Annotated in this window: 23 protein-coding genes, 4 tRNA genes and 1 riboswitch; of the genes, 6 read left to right on the top strand and 21 right to left on the bottom strand. The window is 62.0% G+C overall.

Annotated elements, in window-relative coordinates:
* Nucleotides 1-3: 3 nt before the first annotated feature.
* Both phnN and ACIOVF_RS05545 read right to left on the bottom strand, forming a co-directional pair.
* Entirely contained in the window at nt 4-600 is a 597-nt protein-coding gene (gene phnN / locus ACIOVF_RS05550) for a phosphonate metabolism protein/1,5-bisphosphokinase (PRPP-forming) PhnN (protein WP_258664503.1), read from the bottom strand.
* Nucleotides 601-636: 36 nt separating this feature from the next.
* Entirely contained in the window at nt 637-828 is a 192-nt protein-coding gene (locus tag ACIOVF_RS05545; RefSeq protein ID WP_082075482.1) for a hypothetical protein, read from the bottom strand.
* A 114-nt stretch (nt 829-942) separates the two neighbouring features.
* Here ACIOVF_RS05545 and ACIOVF_RS05540 point away from each other — a divergent pair, with 114 nt between their 5' ends.
* A complete protein-coding gene (locus ACIOVF_RS05540) occupies nt 943-1,269 on the top strand; it encodes an Arc family DNA-binding protein (RefSeq protein ID WP_010226671.1) in 327 nt (108 codons plus the stop codon).
* Between the two features lie 59 nt (nt 1,270-1,328).
* On the opposite strand, the gene ACIOVF_RS05535 is transcribed toward ACIOVF_RS05540, so the two are convergent.
* The 3 genes from ACIOVF_RS05535 to fepB are packed head-to-tail and all read right to left on the bottom strand — an operon-like array spanning nt 1,329 to nt 4,324.
* Nucleotides 1,329-2,357 carry a FecCD family ABC transporter permease gene (locus tag ACIOVF_RS05535; protein ID WP_401288075.1) on the bottom strand — a complete coding sequence of 343 codons (1,029 nt, stop codon included), beginning with the start codon at nt 2,355-2,357 and terminating at the stop codon, nt 1,329-1,331.
* Nucleotides 2,354-3,394, bottom strand: coding sequence for a FecCD family ABC transporter permease (locus ACIOVF_RS05530; RefSeq protein WP_401288072.1), 1,041 nt, complete (start codon nt 3,392-3,394; stop codon nt 2,354-2,356). Before ACIOVF_RS05530 ends, ACIOVF_RS05535 begins: the two co-directional genes overlap by 4 nt.
* 3 nt (nt 3,395-3,397) lie before the next feature.
* On the bottom strand, nt 3,398-4,324 hold the full coding sequence (fepB, locus tag ACIOVF_RS05525; RefSeq protein ID WP_045200185.1) for a Fe2+-enterobactin ABC transporter substrate-binding protein: 927 nt from the start codon (nt 4,322-4,324) through the stop codon (nt 3,398-3,400).
* Between the two features lie 157 nt (nt 4,325-4,481).
* On the opposite strand from fepB, the gene ACIOVF_RS05520 reads away from it, so the two are divergent.
* Nucleotides 4,482-5,276 (top strand): ABC transporter ATP-binding protein, encoded by a 795-nt coding sequence (locus tag ACIOVF_RS05520; RefSeq protein WP_045200183.1) that lies wholly within the window; start codon nt 4,482-4,484, stop codon nt 5,274-5,276.
* Here the strand turns inward: ACIOVF_RS05520 and ACIOVF_RS05515 are convergent.
* Nucleotides 5,264-6,055, bottom strand: a complete 792-nt coding sequence (locus ACIOVF_RS05515; protein ID WP_093387648.1) for an IclR family transcriptional regulator — start codon at nt 6,053-6,055, stop codon at nt 5,264-5,266. The genes ACIOVF_RS05520 and ACIOVF_RS05515 overlap by 13 nt on opposite strands.
* 182 nt (nt 6,056-6,237) lie before the next feature.
* Here ACIOVF_RS05515 and ACIOVF_RS05510 point away from each other — a divergent pair, with 182 nt between their 5' ends.
* A complete protein-coding gene (locus ACIOVF_RS05510) occupies nt 6,238-8,325 on the top strand; it encodes a TonB-dependent receptor (protein ID WP_401288069.1) in 2,088 nt (695 codons plus the stop codon).
* Between the two features lie 33 nt (nt 8,326-8,358).
* Complete coding sequence (locus ACIOVF_RS05505) at nt 8,359-9,666, top strand: NtaA/DmoA family FMN-dependent monooxygenase (protein ID WP_258716580.1); 1,308 nt, start codon at nt 8,359-8,361, stop codon at nt 9,664-9,666.
* Between the two features lie 53 nt (nt 9,667-9,719).
* Here the strand turns inward: ACIOVF_RS05505 and mgtE are convergent, their stop codons facing one another.
* The 8 genes from mgtE to alaS all read right to left on the bottom strand — a co-directional run bounded on the left by mgtE (nt 9,720) and on the right by alaS (nt 16,521).
* Nucleotides 9,720-11,162: a magnesium transporter gene (gene mgtE, locus ACIOVF_RS05500; protein WP_045200179.1), complete on the bottom strand. Its 1,443-nt coding sequence runs from the start codon at nt 11,160-11,162 to the stop codon at nt 9,720-9,722.
* Nucleotides 11,163-11,549: 387 nt separating this feature from the next.
* Nucleotides 11,550-11,626, bottom strand: a tRNA-Arg gene (locus tag ACIOVF_RS05495).
* Nucleotides 11,627-11,702: 76 nt separating this feature from the next.
* A tRNA-Arg gene (locus tag ACIOVF_RS05490) sits at nt 11,703-11,779 on the bottom strand.
* A gap of 77 nt (nt 11,780-11,856) precedes the next feature.
* Nucleotides 11,857-11,933 (bottom strand) — tRNA-Arg (locus tag ACIOVF_RS05485).
* Between the two features lie 108 nt (nt 11,934-12,041).
* Nucleotides 12,042-12,132 (bottom strand) — tRNA-Ser (locus ACIOVF_RS05480).
* A gap of 72 nt (nt 12,133-12,204) precedes the next feature.
* Nucleotides 12,205-12,393, bottom strand: a complete 189-nt coding sequence (gene csrA / locus ACIOVF_RS05475; RefSeq protein ID WP_010226667.1) for a carbon storage regulator CsrA — start codon at nt 12,391-12,393, stop codon at nt 12,205-12,207.
* A 185-nt stretch (nt 12,394-12,578) separates the two neighbouring features.
* Nucleotides 12,579-13,814, bottom strand: coding sequence for an aspartate kinase (locus tag ACIOVF_RS05470; protein WP_010226665.1), 1,236 nt, complete (start codon nt 13,812-13,814; stop codon nt 12,579-12,581).
* A gap of 88 nt (nt 13,815-13,902) precedes the next feature.
* Complete coding sequence (alaS, locus tag ACIOVF_RS05465; protein WP_258610080.1) at nt 13,903-16,521, bottom strand: alanine--tRNA ligase; 2,619 nt, start codon at nt 16,519-16,521, stop codon at nt 13,903-13,905.
* A gap of 351 nt (nt 16,522-16,872) precedes the next feature.
* Nucleotides 16,873-17,024: riboswitch (FMN riboswitch) on the top strand.
* Between the two features lie 92 nt (nt 17,025-17,116).
* Here alaS and ACIOVF_RS05460 point away from each other — a divergent pair.
* Both ACIOVF_RS05460 and ACIOVF_RS05455 read left to right on the top strand, forming a co-directional pair.
* Nucleotides 17,117-17,623, top strand: a complete 507-nt coding sequence (locus ACIOVF_RS05460; RefSeq protein ID WP_045200175.1) for a 6,7-dimethyl-8-ribityllumazine synthase — start codon at nt 17,117-17,119, stop codon at nt 17,621-17,623.
* Between the two features lie 174 nt (nt 17,624-17,797).
* Nucleotides 17,798-18,988 (top strand): M91 family zinc metallopeptidase, encoded by a 1,191-nt coding sequence (locus tag ACIOVF_RS05455; protein ID WP_401288061.1) that lies wholly within the window; start codon nt 17,798-17,800, stop codon nt 18,986-18,988.
* 17 nt (nt 18,989-19,005) lie between these two features.
* Here ACIOVF_RS05455 and astE read toward each other — a convergent pair whose 3' ends face one another.
* From astE to ACIOVF_RS05420, 7 genes are all read right to left on the bottom strand, one after another.
* Nucleotides 19,006-20,013 carry a succinylglutamate desuccinylase gene (gene astE, locus ACIOVF_RS05450; RefSeq protein ID WP_045200172.1) on the bottom strand — a complete coding sequence of 336 codons (1,008 nt, stop codon included), beginning with the start codon at nt 20,011-20,013 and terminating at the stop codon, nt 19,006-19,008.
* Nucleotides 20,014-20,023: 10 nt separating this feature from the next.
* A complete protein-coding gene (locus tag ACIOVF_RS05445) occupies nt 20,024-20,314 on the bottom strand; it encodes a topoisomerase II (protein WP_045200170.1) in 291 nt (96 codons plus the stop codon).
* Nucleotides 20,315-20,328: 14 nt separating this feature from the next.
* Entirely contained in the window at nt 20,329-21,678 is a 1,350-nt protein-coding gene (gene astB / locus ACIOVF_RS05440; protein WP_401288057.1) for an N-succinylarginine dihydrolase, read from the bottom strand.
* Between the two features lie 24 nt (nt 21,679-21,702).
* On the bottom strand, nt 21,703-23,169 hold the full coding sequence (gene astD / locus ACIOVF_RS05435; RefSeq protein ID WP_176794339.1) for a succinylglutamate-semialdehyde dehydrogenase: 1,467 nt from the start codon (nt 23,167-23,169) through the stop codon (nt 21,703-21,705).
* Nucleotides 23,166-24,191, bottom strand: a complete 1,026-nt coding sequence (gene astA, locus ACIOVF_RS05430) for an arginine N-succinyltransferase (protein WP_045200164.1) — start codon at nt 24,189-24,191, stop codon at nt 23,166-23,168. Before astA ends, astD begins: the two co-directional genes overlap by 4 nt.
* Before the next feature lie 74 nt (nt 24,192-24,265).
* Complete coding sequence (aruF, locus tag ACIOVF_RS05425) at nt 24,266-25,285, bottom strand: arginine/ornithine succinyltransferase subunit alpha (RefSeq protein ID WP_045200162.1); 1,020 nt, start codon at nt 25,283-25,285, stop codon at nt 24,266-24,268.
* Nucleotides 25,286-25,417: 132 nt separating this feature from the next.
* Nucleotides 25,418-26,638, bottom strand: coding sequence for an aspartate aminotransferase family protein (locus ACIOVF_RS05420; protein WP_045200160.1), 1,221 nt, complete (start codon nt 26,636-26,638; stop codon nt 25,418-25,420).
* Nucleotides 26,639-26,788 lie beyond the last annotated feature (150 nt).

The following is a 26,788-nucleotide window of genomic DNA, read 5'->3' as shown; positions in this document are numbered from 1 at the left end:
GCTTCAACCCAGGCCAGGCACACCCTGTTCGCGCAACAGCCCAAGCAAGCGCTGCACCGCCTCGTCCAGCGAGCTGGAGTTGTCCAGTACTTGCACCTCGCCTTCTTCTACCCTCACCTGCTGCGCCCGCGCCAGGCGCTGCTCGATGTCTTGCGCAGTTTCCCGGCCGCGATCCAGCAGGCGCTGGCGCAGTACGTGATGGTCGACCCGCAGCAGCACCGGCAACAGGTCGGGATAGCGTTCACGCGCCTGCTGCAGATGCGCGCGCGAGCCATTGACCAAAACCGCGTGCCCTGCAGCCAGCCAGGCATCGATTTGCACCGGTATGCCATAGGCCAGGCCATTGGCCTGCCACTGCAGGGCAAAGGCGCCCTCGGCGCTCAGGCGCTGGAACTCTTCGAGGGAAACACCGACGGCGTCTTCACCCTTGGCCTCGGCCGAGCGGGTGATCACCCGCCGGGCGATGTGCACGTTCAGGCGCTGCAATTGAGCGCGCGCTGCATCGATAAGGGAATCTTTGCCAGCCCCCGAGGGTCCCATTAGGTACACCAGGCGACCCGGGTTCGCTGTACGCCGCGTCGCGCTTGCGTCATGCTGCATAGCCACTATGCTCAATGGTAGGAAAGCACGCGCATTCTAGACGCTTTCCATGGCCTTTTCTGCCTGATGCATGGCGTTGTCGACGAAGGTCTGCAGGCGCGGAAAAAGAGAAAATGAAAACTTTTCAAACCAGTACTCATTTCTGATAATTGGTACTGGCAAAACGCCTTTATCCGGTTCAATATTTGTCACAGAATTGACGCCAAGGAACCGGCGATAATGAGGCATGATTCACGCCTCATTCACAATTCAGGTTGAACATTTTGACGCCGGGATGGTCGTAGTGACATCGTGCGGCCAATTTCGAGAACCGCTTCCCCCTGAACTAAACCGGTCAATTATATGCGCCCAATGAAACAGGCTATTTACTCAAGCCGCACCGCTGACAAATTCGTCGTCCGCCTCCCCGACGGAATGCGTGAGCGCATTGCCGAGGTAGCGCGCAACCACCACCGCAGCATGAACTCGGAAATCATCGCTCGCCTGGAGCAGAGCCTTATTCAGGAAGGTGCGCTGGGTGAAGAACTGAGCATGCGTCTGGACAGCCCGGAACTGTCCCTGCACGAACGCGAACTGCTGCAACGTTTCCGCCAGCTTTCCCATCGCCAGCAAAACGCGCTGGTGTCGTTGATTGCCCATGACGCCGAGATGGCAGCTGACGCTTCCTGATTGCGTGGCTCAATCACTCAAGGCCAATGCCCGTGCATTGGCCTTTTTTATTGCCTGGCTCAAACCCGCCTGCTGCGCGACAACAACCACAGCAGATAGAAACCACCGAGCAAACCCGTGGTCAGGCCAATGGGCAGGTTGAGATTGAAAGCCAGGCGCTGACTGATCAGGTCGGCCACCAGCAACAACACCGCGCCCATCAACGCGCCAGACAACAGCGGCACTTCTGGTGCGGCGGTCAAACGCCTGGCCAGTTGCGGGGCAGCCAGGGCGACAAAGGCGATGGGGCCCGCTGCCGCCGTGGCAATCGCGGTCAAGCCCACAGCCGCCAATACCATGATCAGCCGCGTACGCTGCGGGGCAATGCCGAGCTGACTGGCGCTGTCATCGCCCATTTCCAACAGGTCGATGTGTCGCGCATGGCCAATCACCACGGGCACGATGGCGATGAAACCCAGTGCTGCTGGCAGCACGTGAGACCAGGTCCGGGTGTTGAGCGAGCCGGCCAGCCAGATTTGCGCCGACATCGCCCGGTCAAGGTCGCCCATCACCAGCAGTACGGTGTTGAGCCCCGAGAGCATCGCCCCCACGCCAATCCCCACCAGCACCAGGCGATAGCCACCAGTGCTGCGCCCACGCATCGACAGCACGAACACCAGCAAGGCCGTGCCCACCCCCGCCAGCACCGCCGCCAGCGAGGTACCCAGGGGGCCGGCATCAAACAGGATGATCTGCACGATGGCACCGCTGGCAGCGCCGGTGGTAAAGCCGATGATATCCGGCGAACCAAGGGCGTTGCGCGAGATCGACTGGAAAATTGAACCGGCCATGCCCAGCGCGCCGCCGACCAGCAGCGCCGTCAGTACCCGCGGCAAGCGAACCCGTTGAATGATCCGCTCGGCGGTCGGGTTGCCACCACCTGCGAACAGGCTGTCAAACACCTGACCTGGTGTCAGCGACAACGAACCTACGCCCAGCAACATGATCGCCAGCCCTGCTGCCAGTAGCGCCAACAGCGCACACACCACCGCAACCCGAGGCCGCCAACGCAACGAGTAATGACCCAGACGCAGCACCGCACCCGTCATGACCGACTCATCCGGAACCTGCGCACGATGACGATGAAGAACGGCCCGCCGATCAACAGGGCAATGATCCCGGCCGCGACTTCCGCTGGCGCCGCCACGACCCTACCGATCACATCGGCGCCCAGCAGCAGGATCGCCGCCAACAACCCGGCATACGGCAGGATCCAGCGGTAATCAGGCCCCACCAGCCGCCGGGCCAGGTGCGGCGCGAGCAGGCCGACGAAACCAATCGGCCCGGCCGCCGCTGTTGCTGCCCCGGCCAGCAACATCACCGCCAGGCACGCGAGCAGCCAGGTGGCGCGAAGATTGACGCCCAGCGCCTGGCCAAGATCAGTGCCCAGGGCCATGGCATTGAGGTTGCCGACCATGGCGATGGCCAGCGCCAGCCCGACTGCAACGACCACCGCCAGCACGCCAAGGGTCTGCAAGCCGCTGCCCTCGACCGAGCCTGCCGACCATTTGCGAAAACTGTCGAATACCTCAAGGGGAGCATTGAGCAGGATGATGCCAGTGATCGACACCAGCATCACCGACAAGCCTGCCCCGGCCAGCACCAGGCGCACCGGATTGGTCCCGGTTTCGTGGGCCTGGCCCAGGACGAACACGGCAACCCCGGCCAGCCCGGCGCCGGCAAAGGCAAAGCCGACATACTCGACAATGCTCACCAGCTTGAACAGGGTGACAGCGATGATCACTGCCAGCGCCGCACCGGCGTTGATGCCCAGCAGCCCGGGTTCGGCCAGCGGGTTACGCGTCAGCGCCTGCATCAGCGCCCCGGCCACGCCCAGGGCCAGGCCTGCGAGAATCGCCACCAGAGTGCGCGGAGCACGCAGTTCGCGAATCACCAGATGCTGATTGTTCTGTGGGTCATACGCCCAGAAGGCATCGGCGATTTCGCCAAGAGCGATGCTGCGCGAACCGATCAGCAAGCTGCAGGCGGCGACCAGCGCAAGCACGCCCAGGCCGCACAGCAGCCCCGATGAGCGCATGCGCCGTTGGCGATTGAAAACCATGGCGGGCAACACGGCAGTCGCCATGACTCAGCGCAGGTGCCGGGCGACGGTATCGATCATCTGCCGGCCAGAGTAGTAGTCGATACGAAACGAAGTCGGGCCCAGCGCGTAGACCTTTTTCTGCACCACCGCCGGCAGGTTGGCCAGCAGCGGGTCGGCAACAAACGCCTGTACATCGGCATCGGTGCCACCCAGCAGGAACACGCTTTCACCGGTGATCGCAGCCGAAAGGTTTTCGCGGGAAATGAACTCGAAGTCGACGGCGCGAGTGACCTCACCGCTCATGGCCGGCGGCAGGCTCGCGACCTTGATCCCCAGCGCGGTGAACAAGCGGGCCTGCGGGCTGGACGCACGGCCAACAGAATAACTGCCACCAATGTTGTAGCCGACGATACTCACCCCGCCCACGGGCGCTTTGATCGTGGCAGCGGCGCGCGCGGTGTAGTCGTCAAAATCCTTGATCGCCGCCGCTGCCTGCGCCTGCAGCCCCGCCGCCTGACCAAGGCGGGTAGCGATCTGTTGCCAGCTCTGGTTCGAATAATTGACCACGACGGTGGCGATGCCCTGGGCCTCAAGCTCGGCCTGGTGCTGGACGACGCTATCGGCGCCAGTGGCAACCAGTACCAGCAGGTCGGGATTGACGCCGATCACCGACTCGATATCGAACACCAGGTTGGGGTACAGCACCTCGACTTTGCGCTGATCCGCAACCGCCGCCCACTGGCTGAAAAAGCCCTTGCTGTCGGTCATCCGGCTCGGCGTGGTGGCCGCGCTGGCAACCAGTGGCGCCTCCATGGCCAGCAAGATGCCGGTGACACTCGGCGAAGTCGAAGCAATGCGCAGCGGTTTGGCGGGCTCGCTGGCGGCGCTTGCCGGGCTCGGCCCAACGGCGCTGCAGGCAAGCAGGATCAGCGCCGCAACAGCAAGCATTGGCGCGAAGGTGAGCTTTTTCATCGGCAATCGGTCTTTTGCTACAAGGGCGGCAGGAAGGGTTCGAGAACAGGCACAAGCTCGTCTAAACGTGGATGCGATGCAATCGCATTCCATATTGCAGAATTAATTCTGCACATGCAATACTCGCCGCCGAGCTGCCAGCAAGGAAAGGCTACCCATGACGCATCGCCTGCATGCTGACGCCGTGACGCTGCGTTACGATCAGCGCACCATCTCCAGCGACCTCTCCATCGCCATTCCCGACGGCTCTTTCACGGTGATCGTCGGGCCCAATGCCTGCGGAAAATCCACTCTGCTTCGAGCCTTGTCGCGGCTGCTGGCCCCAGCCCATGGTCGTGTGGTGCTCGACGGCAAAAGCATCACCGCGCTTGCGGCCAAAGAGGTTGCCCGGCGCCTCGGCCTGCTGCCGCAAAGCGCCACGGCCCCGGAAGGCATCACGGTCGCCGACCTGGTGGCTCGCGGGCGCTTCCCCCATCAGTCGTTCTTGCGCCAATGGTCGCCAGCCGATGAGCAGGCGGTCAACGCCGCCATGGCCGCCACCCAGGTCAGCGCGCTGGCCGAGCGGGCGCTGGACGAGCTGTCCGGTGGCCAGCGCCAGCGGGTCTGGATTGCCATGGTGCTGGCGCAGGAAACACCGATCCTGCTGCTCGATGAACCGACCACCTTTCTCGACATCGCCCACCAGATCGAATTGCTCGAACTGCTCAGCGATCTCAATCGCCAGGGCCGAACCATCGTGGCGGTGCTGCACGATCTTAACCAGGCCTGCCGCTATGCCACGCACCTGATCGCCATGCGCGATGGCGCGGTGCTGGCCGAGGGCGCGCCCGGGGCGATTTTCACCGAGGCGCTGGTGCAAGAGGTATTCGGCCTGCCGGCGGTGATCATTGCTGACCCCGTCAGCGGCACGCCGCTGGTGGTGCCCAAGGGTCGCCAGGCTCAACCGCGCTGATCGAAAATCCGCCCGCCGGTGGCCTGGTTGACCAGGCCAGCTTCGCGGTGCAGGGCGTCGCGATCCTCTGCTGACTTGAGCTGGCCAAGGTCAGTGACCGTGGTCATTACGCAGGCGATTTCCTGCTGCGCATCGAACACCGGCGCCGCCTGGCCGGTGACGTTCGAGAGCAGATGGCTGGTCAGCTCGGCCCAGCGGCCATTACGTACCTGATCGAGCAGCGCCTTGTTAGGCGGCGTGCCACGAAAATGCGCGGGCTGCTGCTTGCGCGCGGCATCGATCACAGCTTTGGGCAGGAAGGCCTGGAACACCAGGCCGCACGCGGTGTTGTCGATCGGCAGGATGTCGCCCAGGGCCAGCGGGTTGATCGAGAAGTAGGCGCTACGGTACCAGCGCACCAGGGTCGGGCCGCGGTCGGTCCAGATCGCCACCCCGCCGCTGGCGGCATGCTGTTGGGCCAGGGTCTTCATGTGCTGGGCGGCAATATCCACCGCATCGACGCGCTTCAAGGCGCTGATGCCGATGTTCAGCGCTGCCGGCCCCAGGTCGTAGAGGCCGCTGGCCGGGTCCTGCTTGGCCAGGCCTTCCTTGACCAGGCTCTGCAGGTATCGATGGGCGGTCGAGCCACCGGTCGCGGTGCGCCTGGCAACCTCCCCCAGCGCCAACTCACTCTCGGCATTGGCCAGTACCTGGAGAAAACGCACCGCAATCGACACCGACTGAATAGTGCCGGAGCGCTTTTCCGGGGCTGCTTGCGCCTCTTCGTCCAGGGCGGTCATCTCGTTGCTCAATTCTTCGCTCTCCTCGCCGGCGCGCACGGTCGCGCTTGTTGGCGGCCATGATACCGATTCCCTGAACCCGCACCTATTGCCATTTTGTGGAATGAATTCTTTATTGAGGAACGCAATAGCACCGTGCTACCCTCGAACGGGAAAGAGGATCATTCTCATTTGGGGGCATCTTGAAGGCACATCCACATCGCACACTGCGCCAAGGCTTTAGTGTGTTCACACTCTCGACATTGCTGGCTTCGCCCTACGCATTCGGGCAACCCGAGGTTAATGGCGGCAAGCCAGGCATTGTTTTCGAGCCGATCATCGTCACCGGTGAAAAGCTCGAACGCGAACTCAAGGACACCGCCTCCTCCGTGTCGATCAAGACCGCCAAGGAGATCGACAAGGAAAAGACCGGCAGCGCCTCGGTGGCCGAAGTACTCAATGATGTGCCCAACGTGATCTACACCGACTCGGTCGGCGCGCCGATCATCCGCGGCCAGGACACCCAGGGCCCGAACAACGGCCAGAATGTGTTCTGGGGCGGCACCGTGCCACGGGCGACAATCAACCTTGACGGCCATTACCTGAATTACAACGAGATGTTCTTCGGCGCCACCTCGGTCTGGGATATCGACAGCATCGAAGTGTTCCGCGGCCCGCAGACCACCTCGCAAGGGGCCAACGCGATTGCCGGTGCGATCATCGTCAACACCAAGGATCCGACCTTCACTCCCGAAGCTGCCTACCAGACCGAGGTCGGCAGTTATGACGCCAAGCGCAGCTCGGTGGCTGTTTCCGGCCCGTTGATGGGCAACGAACTGGCCGGCCGCCTGGCGGTGGACTACTCGGCGCGCGACACTTTCATCGATTACGACAACCCGAAGTTCCAGCGCGGCAAGGCCGACCAGAATTTCCGCGCCGTCACCGCCCGGGCCAAGCTGCTGTGGGTGCCCGAGTCGCTGCCGGGCCTTGAGGCCAAGTACACCTTCGCGCACAACGACAGCAACCGCCCGAGCCAGGAGGCCGCCTCGGCGCCCTTGCACAAGCTCGACCACGACACCACCACCATGCCCAGTTGGGAGCAGGACACCAACACCAGCGTGGTGGATGTCAGCTACGACTTCGACAACGGCATCAAACTGTTCAACCAGGCGCAATACTCGCTGTCCAACGTGCAGCGGTTCACCGGCATCGCCGGCGAAGGCGACGCCGATATCAAGCAGAAAAACGCCTCCAACGAATCGCGCATCACCTTCGGCGACGCATTGGATACCCTAAGCGGCATGGGTGGCATCTACTACGCCCACACCAAGACCGACGAAACCCTGAACCTGCGCGGGCTCTCGGCCTTCGATGACACCAAGGAGAACCTCGGCATCTTCGGCGAACTCAACTACCGCCTGAGTGAGCGCTGGACCCTGAGCACCGGCCTGCGCTTTCAGCAGGATCACATCGAGCGCCAGGGCAATTCGGTGCTGGCACCGACGGCACTGGACTACGAGAAAACCTTCTCCGCCCTGCTGCCCAAGGTCTCGCTGGCTTACGCAGCGACGCCGGACTGGACCGTCGGCGCCCTGGTCAGCCGCGGTTACAATCCCGGTGGCGTGTCGCTCAACCTGACCACCCGGCAATGGGCGTACTTCAAGGAAGAGTCGATCTGGAACTATGAGCTGTTCAGCCGCGCCAACCTGCTCGACGACCGCCTGATCCTCAGCAGCAACCTGTTCTACATGGACTTCAAGGACGCTCAGTACAACATCCCGGTGGTGATTTCCCCGGGTGTCGCCCAGTCCTACACCATCAACGCCGAAAAGGCCCACGCCTATGGCCTGGAGCTGAGCGCCGACTACCGTGTGCTCGACAACCTGACCCTCAAGGCCAGTGCCGGCGCCTTGCGTACACGCATCGACAAGATCTCCAGCAACGCCGACTACCAGGCCAACGAGTTTGCCCGCTCCCCCGGTTACACCCTGAGCTTTGGCCCGAGCTGGGACATCACCGACAAACTCAACCTCAACGTCCAGGTCCGTCACCTGGATGGCTATTACTCCGACACCGCCAACACCTCGTCCTACTCGGTGAAGCCCTACACCCTCACCGATGCGCGGATGAGTTACCAGTTCAACAAGCAGGTGCAGCTGTACGGCTACGTGAAGAACGTGTTCGACGACCGCTCGCCCACCTATATGCAGCAGAACCGCGGCATCGGCGGCACCGAGGCGAGCATGACCCTGCCGCGCATGGTCGGCGTCGGCGTCAAGGGCGCGTTCTGAGTCCATCAAAAGACCACAAGGAGAATTGCAAGGATGAGTACCCCCAAGCGCCTGCACATTGGCCTGTCACTGGCACCGACCTGGTTGAGCGGCGATGGCTGGCGGCGCGAGAACAGCAACATAGAAGGTATTTTCACCGCCGAGTTTGCGATTGATCTGGCCAAGCGCGCAGAAGCTGCGCACCTGGACTTTGTCTTTCGCCCCGATGTTCATGCTTTGGTGCCGCAGATGCTCGAAAGCGGCTCGGGCTTCGCCAGCCTCGACCCGAGCATCCTGCTCGCCGCAGTTGCCCAGCACACCTCGAAGATCGGCCTGGTTTCGACCGTATCGACCACCTTCCTGCCGCCCTATGTAGTCGCCCGCCAGTTGCAGTCTTTGAACTGGATCAGCAAGGGCCGGGTCGGCTGGAACATCGTCACCGCGCTGCAAGGCCACGAGAATTTCGGCCTGACGGCAATGCCCAGTGCCGATGAGCGTTACCAGCGGGCTGCGGAGTTCACCCGGGTGGTTCATCAGCTGTGGGACAGCTTCCCCAGCGACGCCCTGAAACTGGATCGCAGCACGGGCCGTTACGCCGACGCCTCACAGGTTCGCCCGATCGACCACGACGGCGCTCACCTGAAGGTCAAGGGCCCACTCAACCTGCCGGTGTACGCCAACACCCGAATCCCGCTGGTGCAAGCCGGCGCATCCGATTCGGGCCGTGACTTTGCCGCGTCGGTGGCCGACCTGGTATTCGCCCCCACGCCGGATATCGACGCTGCGCTCGAGCTGCGTCACGACCTGTCCCGCCGCGCTGAAAAACACGGCCGCGATCCGGCCGACATTCGCCTGCTGCCCGGCCTGAGCCTGTACCTGGCCGAGACCCGCGAACAGGCCCGCGAGCTGTTCATGTGCACCCACGCGCGCATCGACAAGCCGCGCAAGTTTGCCTCGATCAAGGAGATGACCGGGCTCGACCTCAACCAATGGCCAGAAGACCGCCCGATCACCGCCGCTGACCTGCCTGCGCCCGTGAGCAATCCTGGCAGCCGTACCCACACCAACCTGCTGCGACGCCTGATCGAACGTGAATCGCTGCGGGTCAGTGAGTTACTGTTGCGCCCAGAGGTGATCTCGGCTGCACACTGGCAGGTGATCGGTACGGTGGACGATGCCGTCGAGAGTATTGTCGAATGGGCTGCATCCGGTGCCATCGATGGCTTCATCGCGGCGCCCGGTGGCTCGCTGGAATCGGTGCACCTGTTCCTTGAACAGGTGATGCCACGCCTGGTGCAGGCCGGGTTGTTCCGCGAGTGCTACAGCGGCTCGACCTTTATCGAGCACCTCACCGAGCAATAAACGCCAGGCAAAAAAACACCCCTCGCGAGGGGTGTTTTTTGTCGGATGCTCAATCAGAGCAGGAAGATGGTGGCAAGGCCCAGGAAGATGAAGAAGCCACCACTGTCGGTCACCGCCGTGATCATCACGCTGGAGCCCATCGCCGGATCGCGGCCCAGGCGCACCAGGGTCATCGGGATCAATACCCCCATCAGCGCCGCCAGCAACAAGTTGAGGGTCATGGCACCGGTCATGACCACGCCGAGCGACCAGCTGTCATACAGCAGGTAGGCGACCACACCAATCACTCCGCCCCAGATCAGGCCGTTGATCAGCGACACCGCCAGCTCCTTGCGCATCAACCGCGAGGTGTTGCCGGGGCTGACCTGGTCGAGGGCCATGGCGCGCACGATCATGGTGATGGTCTGGTTGCCGGAGTTGCCGCCGATACCGGCAACGATCGGCATCAGCGCCGCCAGTGCCACCAGTTTTTCGATCGAGCCTTCGAACAGGCCGATCACCCGCGAGGCGACGAAGGCAGTGATCAGGTTGATTGCCAGCCACGCCCAGCGGTTGCGCAGCGAGCGCCAGACCGAGGCGAAGATGTCTTCTTCTTCGCGCAGACCGGCCATGCTCAGCACTTCGCTTTCGCTTTCTTCACGAATCAGGTCGACCATTTCATCGATGGTCAGACGGCCGATCAGGCGATCGCTCTTGTCCACCACCGGCGCGGAAATCAAGTCGTAACGCTCGAACGCCTGAGCGGCATCGTAGGCGTCTTCATCCGGGTGGAAACTCACCGGATCGCTGGCCATGACCTCGGCGACTTTCTTCTCCGGGTCGTTGACCAGCAAGCGCTTGATCGGCAGCACGCCCTTGAGGATGCCGTCGTAATCGACCACGAAGAGTTTGTCGGTGTGGCCTGGCAGCTCCTTGAGCCGGCGCAGGTAGCGCAATACCACTTCGAGGCTGACGTCTTCGCGGATGGTGACCATCTCGAAGTCCATCAATGCACCGACCTGGTCCTCGTCGTAGCTCAGGGCCGAACGCACGCGTTCGCGCTGCTGGGCATCGAGGCTTTCCATCAGCTCGTGGACAACGTCACGGGGCAGCTCGGGCGCCAGGTCAGCCAGTTCGTCGGCGTCCATTTCCTTGGCAGCGGCGAGCAGCTCGTGATCGTCCATGTCGGCGATCAGGGTCTCGCGGACCGAGTCGGACACTTCGAGGAGGATGTCACCGTCGCGCTCGGCCTTGACCAGTTGCCAGACGGTCAGACGATCGTCCAGCGGCAAGGCTTCGAGAATGTAGGCAACGTCGGCGGAGTGCAGGTCGTCGAGCTTGCGTTGCAGCTCGACCAGGTTCTGGCGGTGAACGAGGTTTTCTACCAGGTCATGGTGATGACCTTCCTGACGGTGGGTCAGGTCTTCGACCACGCGTTGACGCTGCAGCAGTTCGACCACCTGGGCCAGGCGATCCTGCAGGCTTTCTTGCGTCTTTTTTACTTCTACTTCAGTCATAGGCGAACTCCACTCCCAGCAGCGGAGCACGCCGGGAGATCAATCAGTCAATTCTTGATTGGCAAAACTTGCTATTGAGTAACTACTGGGTAAGTCCATGGTGGTATTCCACAAGCCCCGGCGGGGCTGACGGGCGCAATCATACACCGCTTGAGCTGTCAGGGTGCTGAAAAAATCGCGGCTAGAACAATCGTTTGCGAGACATACTTGTGACAACGTATGCAGGCAACAGTGCGACGGCGGTAGCGCGAAAAAAAACACATCGGGATCGGCATAAAATAGCGCGGGGCTGGCACGGCAACGATGACAGTCTATTCATCACGCCTTACCGGAAGATGAATGCCGGAAAGCAAAAAGCCCGCCTTGATAGGCGGGCTTTCTGTTGTATGGTGCACTCAGGAGGATTCGAACCTCCGACCGCTCGGTTCGTAGCCGAGTACTCTATCCAGCTGAGCTATGAGTGCAGGTTGGCGCTTGATGGACCAGATCACCTCTGGTTACAGCTAAAGCAACTTTCAAACTGAAAACTGCTTCGGTGTATGGTGCACTCAGGAGGATTCGAACCTCCGACCGCTCGGTTCGTAGCCGAGTACTCTATCCAGCTGAGCTATGAGTGCAGGGTTGGCGCTTGATGGACCAGATCACCTCTGGTTGCAGCTGAAGCAGCATTCGAGTTGAAAACTGCTTCGTCGTATGGTGCACTCAGGAGGATTCGAACCTCCGACCGCTCGGTTCGTAGCCGAGTACTCTATCCAGCTGAGCTATGAGTGCATTTGTTACCGCGCATTATAGGCCGCTAAATCATTTTGCCAACCACTTTTTCGTTTAATTTCAACGACTTAGGCGATTCAGGCAGATTACAGCGTCCTACATGAATAATGGCGGAGAAGGGGGGATTCGAACCCCCGATACCCTTGTGAGGTATACTCCCTTAGCAGGGGAGCGCCTTCGGCCACTCGGCCACCTCTCCGCAACACGGGGCGTATAATAACCAGACCCTTCCCCGTTTGCAAACTCTTTTTTGAAAAAAACTCGATAAAAATTAATGGGTTGGTTCTTCGTCCTTCTCTTTCTTGATCCGCAGGTAGATTTCCTCACGGTGGACGGCCACTTCTTTAGGGGCGTTGACCCCTATCCGCACTTGGTTTCCTTTGACGCCGAGCACGGTCACGGTGATTTCGCCGTCGCCAATGATCAGGCTCTCGGCGCACCGACGAGTCAGAATCAACATAGCTTTCTCCTCACGCAATTCAGTTCAGGGATAACAGTCTGCAAAAAAAAGGGCTTCAGCCTACAACCCGTGACGGCTGCTGACCTACGCCTAAGTATTGACTAGCGCGAGCAAAAGCACAGATTTCTCACGCCAGCCAGAAACACGAAGGGCGCGGCATGGCCGCGCCCCCAGAGGCAGCCGCCTTACTCGCCCTGTCGGGCAGGGGCGTCCAGCTCGAAGGCGGTGTGCAGGGCGCGCACTGCCAGCTCCAGGTACTTCTCTTCTATTACCACCGAGACCTTGATCTCGGAGGTGGAGATCATCTGGATGTTGATGCTCTCCTTGGCCAGCGCTTCGAACATGCGGCTGGCAACACCGGCGTGGGAACGCATGCCGACGCCGACGATCGAGACCTTGGCGATGTTGGTGTCACCTACCACTTCGCGAGCGTTGAGCTCGGCGGCGGTCTTGTCCAGGACCTTGTGGGCCTTGTCGTAGTCGTTGCGATGCACGGTGAAGGTGAAGTCGGTGGTGTTATCGTGCGAAACGTTCTGCACGATCATGTCGACTTCGATGTTCGCGGCACTGATAGGGCCGAGGATCTTGAAAGCAACGCCCGGGGTATCCGGTACGCCACGGATGGTCAGCTTGGCTTCATCGCGATTGAAGGCGATGCCGGAAATGATCGGCTGTTCCATGGATTCCTCTTCATCAATGGTAATGAGGGTACCCGGACCCTCCTGGAAGCTGTGCAGCACGCGCAGCGGGACGTTGTACTTGCCGGCGAACTCGACGGCGCGGATCTGCAGCACCTTGGAACCGAGGCTGGCCATTTCCAGCATCTCTTCGAAGGTGATCTTGTCCAGGCGCTGGGCCTGGGCCACCACGCGCGGGTCGGTGGTGTAGACACCATCGACATCGGTGTAGATCTGGCACTCGTCCGCCTTGAGCGCTGCCGCCAGGGCCACGCCGGTGGTGTCGGAGCCACCGCGACCGAGGGTGGTGATGTTGCCGTGCTCGTCGACCCCCTGGAAACCTGCAACCACCACCACGCGGCCGGCCTTGAGGTCGCCACGAATCTTCTGGTCGTCGATCTGCAGGATGCGCGCCTTGTTGTGCGCGCTGTCGGTGAGGATCCGCACCTGGTTACCGGTGTAGGACACCGCCGGAATACCACGTTTGATCAGGGCCATGGCCAGCAAGGCGATAGTCACCTGCTCGCCAGTGGAGACGATCACATCCAGTTCACGCGGAACCGGCTGATCGCTGATCTTCTTGGCCAGGTCGATCAGGCGATTGGTTTCGCCGCTCATCGCCGACAGTACTACCACCAGGTCATCGCCGGCTTCGCGGAACTTCTTGACCTTGTCGGCAACCTGCTCGATTCGCTCGACTGTGCCGACCGAGGTACCGCCAAATTTCTGTACGATCAACGCCATTTCAAAGCCGCCTCAGCCCATGAAGGGCACCCAATAAACATTCAAACGACGCCATGGCCCGCCACTGGACGGCGGGCCGATGTACGCCTTAAACGCCCTGCTCCACGAATGGCACGGTCAGGGCCAGCGCGCTGTCCAGCGCGGCGGTGTCTACGCCACCACCTTGCGCCATGTCCGGACGACCACCGCCCTTGCCACCCACCGCGGCAGCGGCTTGCTTCATCAAATCACCGGCTTTGAGTTGGCCAGTCAGGTCTTTGGTCACACCGGCAACCAGTACGACCTTTTCCTCATGGACACTGCCGAGCAGGATCACTGCGCGGCCGAGTTTGTTCTTCAGTTGATCGACCAGCGCCAGCAGCGCCTTGCCATCCTGGCCATCCAGACGCGCGGCCAGGACTTTCACGCCCTTGACCTCGACGGCTGCACTGGACAGGTCGTCGCCAGCAGCGCTGGCGGCCTTGGCCTGCAGTTGCTCCAGCTGTTTTTCCAGCTGGCGGTTGCGCTCCAGCACTGCCGAGAGCTTGTCGATCAGGTTTTCGCGGCTACCCTTGACCAGTTGCGCAGCTTCCTTGAGCTGCTCTTCGGCAGCGTTCAGGTAAGCCAGTGCGGCAGCGCCGGTGACCGCTTCGATCCGGCGTACGCCGGAGGCCACGCCACCTTCGCTGATGATCTTGAGCAGGCCGATATCACCGGTACGCTTGGCGTGGATACCGCCGCACAGCTCGACGGAGAAATCGCCGCCCATGCTCAGCACCCGCACGCTGTCGCCGTACTTCTCGCCGAACAGCGCCATGGCGCCCTTCTGCTTGGCGGTTTCGATATCGGTCTCTTCGGTTTTCACCTCGGAGTTCTTGCGCACTTCGCGGTTGACGATGTCTTCCAGGGCCTTGAGCTGCTCTGGCTTGACCGCCTCGAAGTGACTGAAGTCGAAGCGCAGGCGCTGGCTATCGACCAGCGAGCCCTTCTGTTGTACGTGATCGCCCAGCACCTGGCGCAGCGCAGCGTGCAGCAGGTGGGTGGCAGAGTGGTTCAGCGAGGTGGCGTGCTGGACGTCGGCATCGACCCGGGTCTGCACCTGGGTGCCGACAGTCAGGGTGCCGCTGGCCACCACACCGTGGTGCAGGAAGGCGCCGCCGGTCTTGGTGGTGTCGCGCACGTCAAAGCGCACGTTGTCGGCCTGCAGGTAGCCGGTGTCGCCCACCTGGCCACCGGACTCGGCGTAGAACGGCGTGCGGTCGAGGATGACCACGCCCTCCTCGCCTTCGCCCAGCTGCTCGACAACCTTGCCGTCCTTATAAAGAGCAACGATGCTGGCGCTGCCTTCGGTGGCGTTGTAGCCGGTGAACTCGGTGGCCACGTCAACCTTGACCAGGGTGTTGTAGTCCAGGCCGAAGGCGCTGGCGGAGCGGGCACGCTCACGCTGGGCTTCCATCTCGCGCTCGAAGCCTGCTTCGTCGATAGTCAGCTCGCGCTCACGGGCGATGTCGGCGGTCAGGTCCATCGGGAAGCCATAGGTGTCGTACAGTTTGAACACCACGTCACCCGGCACCACGGTGCCCTTGAGCTCGGCCAGGTCCTGCTCGAGGATCTTCAGGCCCTGCTCCAGGGTCTTGGCGAACTGCTCTTCTTCAGCCTTGAGCACGCGCTCGATGTTGGCCTGCTGCTGCTTGAGCTCGGGGAAGGCTTCGCCCATCTCGGCGACCAGGGCGGCGACGATCTTGTAGAAGAAGCTGCCGGTGGCGCCCAGCTTGTTACCGTGGCGGCAGGCGCGACGGATGATGCGGCGCAGGACGTAGCCGCGGCCTTCGTTGGACGGCAGCACGCCGTCGGCAATCAGGAAGCTGCAGGAACGGATGTGGTCGGAAACCACCTTGAGCGACGACTGCTCGGCATTGGCGCAGCCGATGGCCGCGGCCGAAGCGCTGAGCAGGTTGCGGAACAGGTCGATCTCGTAGTTCGAGTGCACGTGCTGCATGACCGCACTGATGCGCTCCAGGCCCATGCCGGTGTCTACCGACGGTGCTGGCAGCGGGTGCAGCACGCCATCGGCAGTGCGGTTGAACTGCATGAAAACGTTGTTCCAGATCTCGATGTAACGGTCGCCATCTTCTTCCGGCGAGCCGGGCGGGCCGCCCCAGATGTCGGCGCCGTGATCATAGAAGATCTCGGTGCAAGGGCCGCACGGGCCGGTATCGCCCATGGTCCAGAAGTTGTCGGAGGCGTAGGGCGCACCCTTGTTGTCGCCAATGCGCACCATGCGCTCGGCCGGTACGCCGATCTCTTTGGTCCAGATGTCGTATGCCTCGTCGTCGCTGGCATAGACGGTGACCCAGAGTTTCTCTTCCGGCAGGTTCAGCACCTTGGTCAGGAAGGTCCAGGCGTAGGTGATCGCGTCCTTCTTGAAGTAATCACCGAAGCTGAAGTTGCCCAGCATTTCGAAGAAGGTGTGGTGACGGGCGGTGTAGCCGACGTTTTCCAGGTCGCTGTTCTTGCCACCGGCGCGCACGCATTTCTGGCTGCTGGTCGCGCGGGTGTAGGCGCGCTTTTCCTGGCCAAGGAAGCAGTCCTTGAACTGGTTCATCCCCGCGTTGGTGAACAGCAGGGTCGGGTCGTTGCCCGGAATCAAGGAGCTGGAGGCAACTCGGGTGTGTCCCTGCTCTTCGAAGAAGCGAAGGAAGGCTTCACGGATTTCTGCGCTTTTCATAGGTTCTTCCACGGAAACGGCGGCCTTAAGGCAAATGCTTGCGTCAAATTGACGAAACGACGGCAAAGGGCCGCATTATATCGGGCCTTAGGCTCGGGTGCAGTGTGTTTATGCTATAGAAACCGTCAATTGGACGGCCTGCAACGACAACGTCAGCGAAAAACCGCTCGCTGGCACCCTGCCCGGCCTCTCTGGGCCTGTTGTGATCTGCTGACACGGTATTACTGGGGCCGTATAAAACAATTGGCAAGGTTTCCCTGATGAAATGTCGTTCATCCGGAAAAAACCGTTAGCAGCCTATACGTTTACCTGACATCTGTGCTAATAATTCCCCGCCGCCGATACCGGTGGCAACGTTCTCAGGGCGGGGTGCAATTCCCCACCGGCGGTAATTGCGCGCAATGCGCATAGCCCGCGAGCGCTTGCAGGCCAGCCTGCAAGGTCAGCAGACCCGGTGTGATTCCGGGGCCGACGGTCATAGTCCGGATAAAGAGAGAACGGGATAGGCGCAGCCGCGCCTGTCGCTTTGCACCTGCACGGCGAAATCCCCTTCGATCCAGCGCCCTGTTTCTCATACAAACAGGAGTCCGTTTCAATGCAACCTACCGCAATCGATAGCAAGAACCCTTCCCACGAGCGCATCGCCTTCATCCAGGCTTGCTGGCACAAAGACATTGTCGACCAGGCGCGCAAGGCATTCGTCGAGGAAATGGGTAAACAAGGCTATCAGCCCAGCGACATCGACTTCTTCGAAGTCGGCGGCGCTTTCGAGATCCCCCTGCACGCCAAGCTGCTGGCCCGTGGCGGCCGCTACGCTGGCATCGTTGCTGCCGGCCTGGTGGTCGATGGCGGCCTGTACCGCCACGAGTTCGTCGCCCAGTCGGTGATCAGCGGCCTGATGCAGGTGCAACTGGAAACCGAAGTGCCGGTGTTCTCGGTAGTGCTGACCCCGCACCACTTCCATGCCGGCGACGAGCACCAGAACTTCTACTTCGAACACTTCCTGGTCAAGGGCGTGGAAGCGGCGAAAACCTGCGCCGATACCTTGCAGAAGTTGCGTGCGTTGCGCCGTAACGAAGTAGCGCAAAAACGCGCAATCTAATCCTGCATCACCAGCGCCGGCCGCACCGCTGCGGCCGGTTCTTGGGCCCATGGCACCGCTCAACGATGGGCCTGGCAGCCTCCCCGCCTTGCGCACAGATGCATAAATATGTAGTGCCCGGACATGTTCAAACCTCCATAGCCTGACGTTTTCCCAACGCCCAATGGAGTGGACATGTACAACCTAAGCAACCCCAATCCGACTTACTACCTTACCGGGCGCGGCTCGGGCTATGCCCACTTCCAGTATGACGATGACCCGTATCCTGGCGCGGTCCGTCAAGTGATCCTGCTGCATGAGGACAGCAATGTCACCGTCACCTCGGAACACTTCAAGCACTCGGTAACCAGCGCCCCTCACACAAGCCAGGTGGATATACAGGTCCGGTTACCTGCTGGAAATATTGAAATTTCAACCCTGGACTGCAACCTGCTCGCTGAATTCGGCACGACCAGGATTGTCCTGGCGATGAACGACGATCAAATACTGGTCCTGCGCACTCAAAACGCTGGCAGCAGGATCTCGATCACTGAAGACGTGCATCACCAAGTCATTATCAATGCCGGTAATGGCAACAACCATATCGAAACAGGCAGCGGCGACAGCAAAATCTACGTCGGGGCCGGCAACAATCGAATTGCCCTGGGCACAGGGCTTACCTACATCGAAACGGGCTCAGGGGAAAACCGTATCGACGGCAACATCCTGCTGGGCAGCGCAGGCAGTGAGATTTTCTACGCCCGCAACCTGCCCGGCGACAGCCGCTTCAGCCAACCGGTAAGTCCTGAACATGCGGCCCTGGGCAATAACAGTATCCGCCCACAAGGGGACTCACGCTTTCAACGCCTGATCGCCGACCACTTAGACCTGCTGCGCAAAACCAGCACGGGAAGACAGCTGCTGTCGGCGCTGGACAACAGGCCCTCGATCACGGTGGACGAAATCCTGAACCATTTACCCTCGGGCTATGAGCCCGACATGGATTTCGATGACGATATCGGCGATCACTTCGTTACACCGAACGGCGATCCGGGCATTGGCGACGCTGGCGGCAAACTGCACTTCAACCCTGCAGGGCCAGCTTCCGACGACCTGCCCCTGCTCGATTTCTATCGTTGCCTGTGCAATGCCTGGAACTCCCTCACCGGCTCGGTTTTCCCAGGCACCTCAATGATCACCACACGAGCCGGCAAGCAACAGGAGGTAGCTAATTCGCAACTGCAGGCCATCGGCATTATCACCAGCCATAGGCCTTTTGATTTCGGCTTGTCCGCCGATACCCCTGCCCTGCGTACCAACCCAGCGCCCTTTACGGAAAATGCCTTGCGCCTGGAGCTGGGCCTGGCGCCGCGAATTCACTTTTAAGTTCAAACGTGCCCATCTCAAGCAAGGCCCTGATCTGACGCGGGCACGATCAAAATCCCCGCCCGAAGGCCATTCTTGACTTTCGGGTTGGGGAAGATGATGCGCGCGCCCTGCTCTTCGACAATCCAGCGGGTATCGGCGATATCCTCGGCCAGCAGATAGCCGGGTTCGAGCTCCGAAAAGTTCTCGACATCGGCCGGCAGGTTCAGGCGAAAGTGCTCGCTGTGCTTGATGATCTCGCGCGCCACGCTGAACAGTTTCAACCCATCCAGGGCCTCAGGCGGCTCGGGTTCGGTGCCATCGATAATCTGTTTGAGGCGGGTTTCCAGGCGATCGACGTTGACCGCGCCGTTCTCTCCGAACGGCCGCGCCTTGCCCAGTTCCAGGGTAAAGGCTTCGGCCCCCAGTTGCTCATAGGTGTAGGCCGTGAAGGTGATCGACACCTTGCTCTGCAGCAGCACCGCCTCCATGCCGGCCGCGCTCAGGCGCGCCAGTTCGCGGCGCGAATGCTGGCGGCCTTCCTTGTACGGATAGAGCGCGAACTGCTCGATCTTCGAACCGCGAATGGCGGTGTGCAGGTCGTAATGCAGACGGGTGCGATCAGGCACACTGAAGAAAGTCGCCGCCAGGCGCTCCAGCTCGCAGGCGCGCAGGGCCTCGGGGCCGCTGGTCTGATCGTGGCGACCATTGAACAGGCGGTTGACGTCTTGCTCGATATAACGCTCGCCGCGGCGGATCGCGTCAGGGTTACCGAACAGGAACAGAATACGCGCGCGCGGCTTGAGATCGCCGCGGGCAATGTCGTGCAGCAACCGGTCAAGCAGCTCGATCGGTGCGGTTTCGTTGCCATGGATACCCGCCGAAAGCAGCAGGTCCAGGCCATTGTCAAGGGCATCGGGCGGGCGCACTTCGAGGGCGCCCTCGCCGAGCCAGCGCATGCGTACGCCTTCGACAGTCAGCTGGGTCTTCTCTGCCGGTTCACGACCGGCCAGGGTCAGTTCAAGCAGTTTGCCGAGGGCGAGCATGGGCTATTCCTTAGTGATGGTGGCCGCAATCGGGACCATGGACGTGATCATCATCGTCGCCGGCATCGGCCGGTTCCATTTCCAGCTGCAGGCTCACCAGGTTGGTGGCCAGCGGGCGCAGCAGCAGGTTGGCGTACTCGGTGTCGTCTTCTTCAACGTCGACGCCGATCAGCAGCTGACCACGGCCATCCTGCTGAATCCATACCTCCTTGCCTTGCCAGACCACCGCAAAGCGGGTGCAGGAAGTTTCCAGCTGGGTACCATCTTCATCTTCAAGGATCAGCTGCAGGGCGTCGGACATAGTCGAATTCTCTCTCAAGGTTGGAGTTGGAACGGATAGACCGAACCCAGTTTGAGGATCTGGGTCAGTTCATCCAGTGCCGTACGACATTCCAGCAACAGCTGCGGATCGGCCAGGTCGGTTTCGCTCAGGCGATCGCGGTAGTGCTTGTCGACCCATTGGGTCAAGGTGTCGTACAGCGGTGCGGTCATGATAACGCCTGGATTGACCGCCGCCAGTTCCGTTTCATTCAATGCCACACGCAAGCGCAGGCACGCCGGCCCGCCACCGTTCTGCATGCTTTGCTTGAGGTCGAAGACCTTGACCTCGCCGACCGGCCCGTTCGAGCGGGTCAAGGACGACAGATAGGCCCAGACCCGCTCGTTGTTGCGGCACTCTTCCGGCACGATCAGCAGCATCGAACCATCGGCGCGAGACAGCAACTGGCTGTTGAACAGGTACGAACGCACCGCGTCCTCTACCGTCACAGCCGAGCGCGGTACGCAGATCGCCTTGAAGTTGCCGCCTCGTTTAGCCAGTTTAGCCTGCAGTTGGCCAAGCATCGCCTCGGTCTCGAGGAAGGCGTCCTCGTGGTAGAACAGCACTTCGCCGTTACCCACCGCGATCACGTCGTTGTGGAACACGCCCTGATCGATCACCGCCGGGTTCTGCTGGGCGAAGACCACGCCCTCCTCGCTCAGGCCGTGCAGGCGCGCTACGGCTTGCGACGCCTCAAGCGTCTGGCGTGCCGGGTACTTCTGTGGCGCCGGGTAGCGGGTGTCGAAGGCGCTGCGGCCATAGACGAAGAACTCGACACCGGCCTCGCCGTAGCTGCGGCAGAAACGTGTGTGGTTGGCCGCGCCTTCGTCACCGAACTGCGCTACCGCCGGCAAAGCGGCGTGGTGGGCAAAATGCTTGTTATCAGCAAACATGGCGCCGAGCACGCGGCTGGTGGTCGGGTGCTCGATGCTGCGGTGGTACTTGCAGTTGAGGTTGGCGGCGGTGAAGTGCACGCGGCCGTCCGCAGTGTCGGCACTGGGGCTGACGGTGGCGGCGTTGGCCACCCACATGCTCGAGGCCGAGCAGCTGGCGACCAGCAACGGCATGGCCTCTTTGGCCGCACGCTCGATCACTTGTGCGTCGCTTCCAGTGAAACCCAGGCGGCGTAGTGCTGCCACGTCCGGGCGCTCCTGCGGGGCCAGTACGCCTTGCTGGAAGCCCATCTCCATCAACGCCTTCATCTTCGCCAGGCCCTGACGCGCCGCTTCACGCGGGTTGGACGCCTGCTGGCTGTTGCTTTGCGAAGCAACGTTGCCGTACGACAGCCCGCCGTAGTTGTGCGTCGGTCCGACCAGACCATCAAAATTCACTTCAAACGATTTCATCGGCAAGGCTCCGTGGACCTTTTGTTATAGGGAGACGCCTGGCGTCAGTGTCGCAGGCAGGGTCAGGCTGGCGGTCTCCAGCGAGGCTACCGGGTAAGCGCAATAATCAGCCGCGTAATAGGCACTGGCGCGGTGGTTGCCGCTGGCCCCTACGCCACCGAATGGTGCGCTGCTGGCGGCGCCGGTCAGTTGCTTGTTCCAGTTGACGATGCCGGCGCGGCTTTGCAGCCAGAAGTACTGATAGCGCGCGTGGGAATCGGACAACAGGCCGGCGGCCAGGCCGTACTGGGTGTTGTTGGCCTCGGCGATGGCCGCATCGAAATCACTGTAGCGAATCACCTGCAGCAGCGGGCCGAAGAACTCTTCGTCCAGGCGCTCGGCGACTGCGCTGACATCGATGATGCCCGGGGTCAGCAGGGCAGCGGTGGCTTGCGGCTGGGTCATTGGCAGCAGCGACACGCCGCCGTTGCCGAGCAGGTGCGCCTGAGCATCGAGCAGTGCCTTGGCCGCGCCCAGGGAAATCACCGAGCCCATGAACGGCGCCGGCTGCTGGTCGAAGGCACCGACCGTAATGTTCTTGCTCACTTCGACCAGGCGTTTGAGCAGCGCATCGCCCCAGGCGCCTTGCGGCACCAGCAGGCGGCGCGCGCAGGTGCAGCGCTGGCCGGCGGAAATGAACGCCGACTGGATGATGGTGTACACCGCAGCGTCGAGGTCCTTGACCTCGTCGACCACCAGCGGGTTGTTGCCGCCCATCTCCAGGGCCAGGATCTTGTCCGGGCGCCCGGCGAACTGCTGGTGCAGCAGGTTGCCGGTGCGGCTGGAGCCGGTGAAGAACAAACCGTCGATGCCCGGGTTGGCAGCCAGGGCCACGCCGGTTTCGCGGGCGCCCTGGACCAGGTTGAGCACGCCTGCCGGCAGGCCGGCGTCGATCCAGCACTTGACCGTCAGCTCGGCGACTTTCGGAGTCAGCTCGCTGGGCTTGAACACCACGGTATTACCGGCCAGCAGCGCCGGGACAATATGCCCGTTGGGCAGGTGGCCGGGGAAGTTGTACGGGCCGAACACCGCAACCACACCGTGAGGCTTATGGCGCAGCACGGCGGTGGCATCGGCCAGCGGGCCGCTCTTTTCACCGGTGCGTTCGCGGTAGCTCTGTACCGAAATCGCTACCTTGTTGACCATGCTGGTCACTTCGGTGGCGGCTTCCCACAGCGGCTTGCCGGTTTCTTCACCGATGCAGCGCGCCAGCTCGTCGGCATTGGCCTTGAGCGCCGCGGCAAAGGCTTCAAGCACGCTGATGCGCGCTTCCAGCGACTGCAGCGCCCAGCCGGCAAAGGCCTGGCGCGCGGCCTTGACCGCACTGTCGACCTGCCCGGCGTTGGCGCCCTGGCCTTGCCAGACAACCTGCTGGCTGACCGGGTTAAGTGATTGCAGCGCTTCGCCCTGCCCTGCCTGCCAACTGCCGGCGATAAAGTGAGTCGTCATTATTTGGCCTCCCGGGCAGCAGACAGTGGTACCGCACGCACCTGGTCACCAGCGCTCAGGCGCAGGCGTTTGGCGGTTTGAGGATCGACCACCAGGGTGCCGGCAGCAAGGCGCGCCGGTGCGGCAGTAATGCGGCAGTCTTCACGCTTGCGGTTGTGGATGATGAAGGGGGTGGCATCGTCGCCTGGAGTGCCAACAGCCAGCACCAGTGCCTGGCTGTCGTGCACCGCACGGATCTTGGCGGTCTCGCACTCCACCGCAGGGCCTGCGTCAAAGATATCGACATAGCCCTGGTAGCTGAAACCTTCGCTCTTGAGCATCGCCAGCGCAGGCTCTGTGTCGGTGTGCACCCGGCCAATGACGTTGCGCGCCGCTTCCGAGAGGAAGCAGGTGTACAGCGGAAACTTGGGCATCAGCTCGGCAATGAAGGCCTTGTTGCCGACACCGGTCAGGTAGTCGGCCTGGCTGAATTCCATCTTGAAGAAGTGCCGGCCCAGGCTTTCCCAGAACGGCGAACGACCCTGCTCGTCGGACATACCGCGCATTTCGGCAATGATCTTGTTGCCGAACAGCTCCGGGAACTCGGCGATAAACAGCAACCGCGCCTTGGCCAACAGGCGGCCATTGAGGCCACTGCGGTGATCGGCGCGCAGGAACAGCGAGCACAGTTCGGAGTTGCCGGTCAGGTCGTTGGCCAGGAACAGGGTGGGAATTTCCCGGTAGATGTTCAGCTCCTGGGAAGCGCTGACGGTCAGGCCGACCCGGTAGTTGTACCAGGGCTCACGCAGGCCGACCGCGCCGGCGATGGCAGAGATACCCACCACCACGCCTTCGTCGTTTTCCAGCACGAACAGGTAGTCGGCATCGCCGCGCTCGGCTTCGCCACGGAAGGTTTTCTCGGCCCAGCCGACCCGGTGCGACAGGCGCTCTTCATTGGCCGGCAAGGTGGTCAGGCCGGTGCCGGTGCTGCGCGCCAGCTCGATCAGCGCGGGTAAATCGCTGCTGCGTACGGGACGAACGATCATGCTATCTCCTCGGGCGGCGGCCTTTGGCCTGCCGCAAAACTCGACCTGGGTGCTCGATTATCGAACCGCAGGGATCAAACCGCGACCAGACGCACGCTGGCGCCTTCGCCGACGCCCAGGGCTTCGGCGGCTTCAAGACTGAGGCTGACCGGCTTACCGGGGGCCCAGTCGAGCTCCAGCAGCACTGCGCGGTAGTCCTGCAACTGGCCATTGCTGACCAGGTACGGGCGCCCGCCCTTGCTGGCAGAGTCGTCCAGCTTGACCGGCATCACCCGGCTCTGGGCAATCGAGCGGATCCCGGAAACCCGCGCATGCAGGGTCGGGCCGCCGTCGAAAATGTCGATGTAGTGATCGGTCTCGAAGCCTTCGCGCATCAGGATGTCGAAGGTGATCTGCGCCCGCGGATGCACCTGGCCCATGGCCTCCTGCGCGGCGTCCGGCAGCAGAGGCACGTAGATCGGGTAATGGGGCATCAGCTCGGCCAGGAAGGTCCGGCTCTTGAGGCCGCACAGGCGCTCGGCCTCGGCGTAGTTGAGGTCGAAGAAGTTGCGCCCGATGGCGTCCCAGAACGGCGAATCACCATGCTCGTCGCTGTAGCCGACAATCTCGGTCACCACCGATTCGGCAAAGCGCTCCGGGTGGGCGGCCATGAACAGCAGGCGGCCACGGGAGTTGAGCTCGGCCCAGCCGCTGCCGACCAGTTCCGGCAGTACGTAGAAGCTGGTCAGCAGGCTGTTGCCGGTCAGGTCGTGGCACTGCGAGAGGACGTGGATCTTGTTGTGGATCTTCAGCTCGCGCGACGCATGCACGAAGGTCTCGTTGCGAAAGCTGTAGAACGGCTCGGAATAGCCGGCCGAGGCAACGATGGCCGAGCAGCCGACCAGCTTGCCGCTGCTGCTGTCTTCGAGAACAAAGAAGTAGCTCTCTTCACCGTTGAAGCTGACTTCAGCGGCGAAGGAGGTTTCCGAAGCGGCAATCTTGTCGCTCAGGCGACCGGCATCATCCGGCAAGGACGTGACACCAATGGGGCTGTCTGCGGCAAGACGCTGCACTTCGCCCAGATCAGCCATTTGCGCGGGGCGCATCACCAGCATGGTGTCACTCCTTTCGGGTATACAGGCCGACATCCGCCGGCTCAGATAAAAACAGCAGGCGCCCGCAGGCACCTGCTCTGGAATTCGGTATCACCGGCCCCGCAGGGCCGATGACAGGACTGCAGGCGTGAATCAGGCCTGAGTCAGTTTTGCCGCGGCACGCTCGAAACGATCCAGGCCTTCGTCGATGTCGGCATCTTCGACCACCAGGCTCGGGGCGAAACGCACGACATCCGGGCCGGCTTGCAGGACCATCAGGCCTTCTTTCTCGGCGGCGTTGAAGACGTCCTTGGCCTTGCCCTTCCAGGCTTCAGACAACACGCAACCGATCAGCAGGCCAACGCCACGTACCTGGGTGAACAGGCCGTACTTCTCGCCGATCTGCTCCAGGCGCGCCTTGAACTTCTGGTGCTTGGCCTTGACGCCGGCCAGCACTTCAGGGGTGTTGACCACATCCAGCACGGCGTTGGCCACCGCACAAGCCAGCGGGTTGCCGCCGTAGGTGGTGCCGTGGGTGCCGACGGCCAGGTGCTTGGCCAGGTCTTCGGTGGTCAGCATGGCGCCGATCGGGAAACCGCCGCCCAGGCTCTTGGCGCTGGAGAGGATGTCCGGGGTCACGCCGTAGTGCTGGTAGGCGAACAGCGAGCCAGTACGGCCAACGCCGGTCTGCACTTCGTCGAAGATCAGCAGCGCGTTGTGCTTGTCGCACAGCTCGCGGGCGCCTTGCAGGTAGGCAACGTCAGCCGGGACCACGCCGCTTTCACCCTGGATCGGCTCGATGACCACAGCACAGGTCTTGTCGGAGATCTGTGCCTTGAGCGCTTCCAGGTCGTTGTACGGCACGTGGCTGATGCCGGTGATTTTCGGCCCGAAACCGTCGGAGTACTTCGGCTGGCCGCCGACGCTGACGGTGAACAGGGTACGACCGTGGAAGCTGTTAACGGTGGCGATGATTTCGTGCTTCTCGGGGCCGAAACGGTCGTGGGCGACACGACGGGCCAGCTTGAATGCGGCCTCGTTGGCTTCGGCACCGGAGTTGCAGAAGAACGCACGGTCGGCAAAGGTCGCGTCGACCAGCTTGTGCGCCAGGCGCAGGGCCGGCTCGTTGGTGAACACGTTGGACACGTGCCACAGTTTGTTGGCCTGCTCGGTCAGGGCGCCAACCAGCGCCGGATGCGCATGGCCAAGCACGTTTACGGCGATGCCGCCGGCGAAATCGATCAGCTCGCGGCCCGCCTGATCCCACACGCGGGAGCCCGCTCCACGGACGGGAATGAAAGCCGCCGGTGCATAGTTGGGGACCATCACTTGATCGAAATCGGCGCGTTGCACCGGAGCTTGCGGAGCGGACATCGGAGTCTCCTGAAGAGGAACGCCTGCCTGGAACTGGCGAGCGATGGGGGGATTGTAAGGACAGATCGGCGCCTGACCTTGCCGCCAAGCGACAACTTCTTATAGCGCCAAACCCTGTTTTACCAAGGCTTACGGCAATGCGACAAATAG

Source organism: Pseudomonas sp. NPDC087612, assembly GCF_044743505.1.
Lineage (GTDB): Bacteria > Pseudomonadota > Gammaproteobacteria > Pseudomonadales > Pseudomonadaceae > Aquipseudomonas.
This window is presented reverse-complemented; position numbering and strand designations above follow the sequence as displayed.

What these genes read in the sequence shown, in the direction of transcription:
- astE (WP_045200172.1), bottom strand. Translation starts at nt 20,013, where the DNA reads ATGCTCGCCCTCGGCAAACTGCTTGAACTGACCCTGGCCGGTCGTGAA.
- ACIOVF_RS05420 (WP_045200160.1), bottom strand. Translation starts at nt 26,638, where the DNA reads ATGTCCGCTCCGCAAGCTCCGGTGCAACGCGCCGATTTCGATCAAGTG.
- ACIOVF_RS05505 (WP_258716580.1), top strand. Translation starts at nt 8,359, where the DNA reads ATGAGTACCCCCAAGCGCCTGCACATTGGCCTGTCACTGGCACCGACC.
- ACIOVF_RS05515 (WP_093387648.1), bottom strand. Translation starts at nt 6,055, where the DNA reads ATGACCGCCCTGGACGAAGAGGCGCAAGCAGCCCCGGAAAAGCGCTCC.
- phnN (WP_258664503.1), bottom strand. Translation starts at nt 600, where the DNA reads ATGCAGCATGACGCAAGCGCGACGCGGCGTACAGCGAACCCGGGTCGC.
- ACIOVF_RS05460 (WP_045200175.1), top strand. Translation starts at nt 17,117, where the DNA reads ATGCAACCTACCGCAATCGATAGCAAGAACCCTTCCCACGAGCGCATC.
- astA (WP_045200164.1), bottom strand. Translation starts at nt 24,191, where the DNA reads ATGATCGTTCGTCCCGTACGCAGCAGCGATTTACCCGCGCTGATCGAG.
- astB (WP_401288057.1), bottom strand. Translation starts at nt 21,678, where the DNA reads ATGAAATCGTTTGAAGTGAATTTTGATGGTCTGGTCGGACCGACGCAC.
- aruF (WP_045200162.1), bottom strand. Translation starts at nt 25,285, where the DNA reads ATGCTGGTGATGCGCCCCGCGCAAATGGCTGATCTGGGCGAAGTGCAG.
- ACIOVF_RS05520 (WP_045200183.1), top strand. Translation starts at nt 4,482, where the DNA reads ATGACGCATCGCCTGCATGCTGACGCCGTGACGCTGCGTTACGATCAG.
- ACIOVF_RS05470 (WP_010226665.1), bottom strand. Translation starts at nt 13,814, where the DNA reads ATGGCGTTGATCGTACAGAAATTTGGCGGTACCTCGGTCGGCACAGTC.
- ACIOVF_RS05530 (WP_401288072.1), bottom strand. Translation starts at nt 3,394, where the DNA reads ATGGCGACTGCCGTGTTGCCCGCCATGGTTTTCAATCGCCAACGGCGC.
- ACIOVF_RS05455 (WP_401288061.1), top strand. Translation starts at nt 17,798, where the DNA reads ATGTACAACCTAAGCAACCCCAATCCGACTTACTACCTTACCGGGCGC.
- csrA (WP_010226667.1), bottom strand. Translation starts at nt 12,393, where the DNA reads ATGTTGATTCTGACTCGTCGGTGCGCCGAGAGCCTGATCATTGGCGAC.
- fepB (WP_045200185.1), bottom strand. Translation starts at nt 4,324, where the DNA reads ATGAAAAAGCTCACCTTCGCGCCAATGCTTGCTGTTGCGGCGCTGATC.
- alaS (WP_258610080.1), bottom strand. Translation starts at nt 16,521, where the DNA reads ATGAAAAGCGCAGAAATCCGTGAAGCCTTCCTTCGCTTCTTCGAAGAG.
- ACIOVF_RS05535 (WP_401288075.1), bottom strand. Translation starts at nt 2,357, where the DNA reads ATGACGGGTGCGGTGCTGCGTCTGGGTCATTACTCGTTGCGTTGGCGG.
- ACIOVF_RS05545 (WP_082075482.1), bottom strand. Translation starts at nt 828, where the DNA reads ATGCCTCATTATCGCCGGTTCCTTGGCGTCAATTCTGTGACAAATATT.
- ACIOVF_RS05540 (WP_010226671.1), top strand. Translation starts at nt 943, where the DNA reads ATGCGCCCAATGAAACAGGCTATTTACTCAAGCCGCACCGCTGACAAA.
- mgtE (WP_045200179.1), bottom strand. Translation starts at nt 11,162, where the DNA reads ATGACTGAAGTAGAAGTAAAAAAGACGCAAGAAAGCCTGCAGGATCGC.
- ACIOVF_RS05445 (WP_045200170.1), bottom strand. Translation starts at nt 20,314, where the DNA reads ATGTCCGACGCCCTGCAGCTGATCCTTGAAGATGAAGATGGTACCCAG.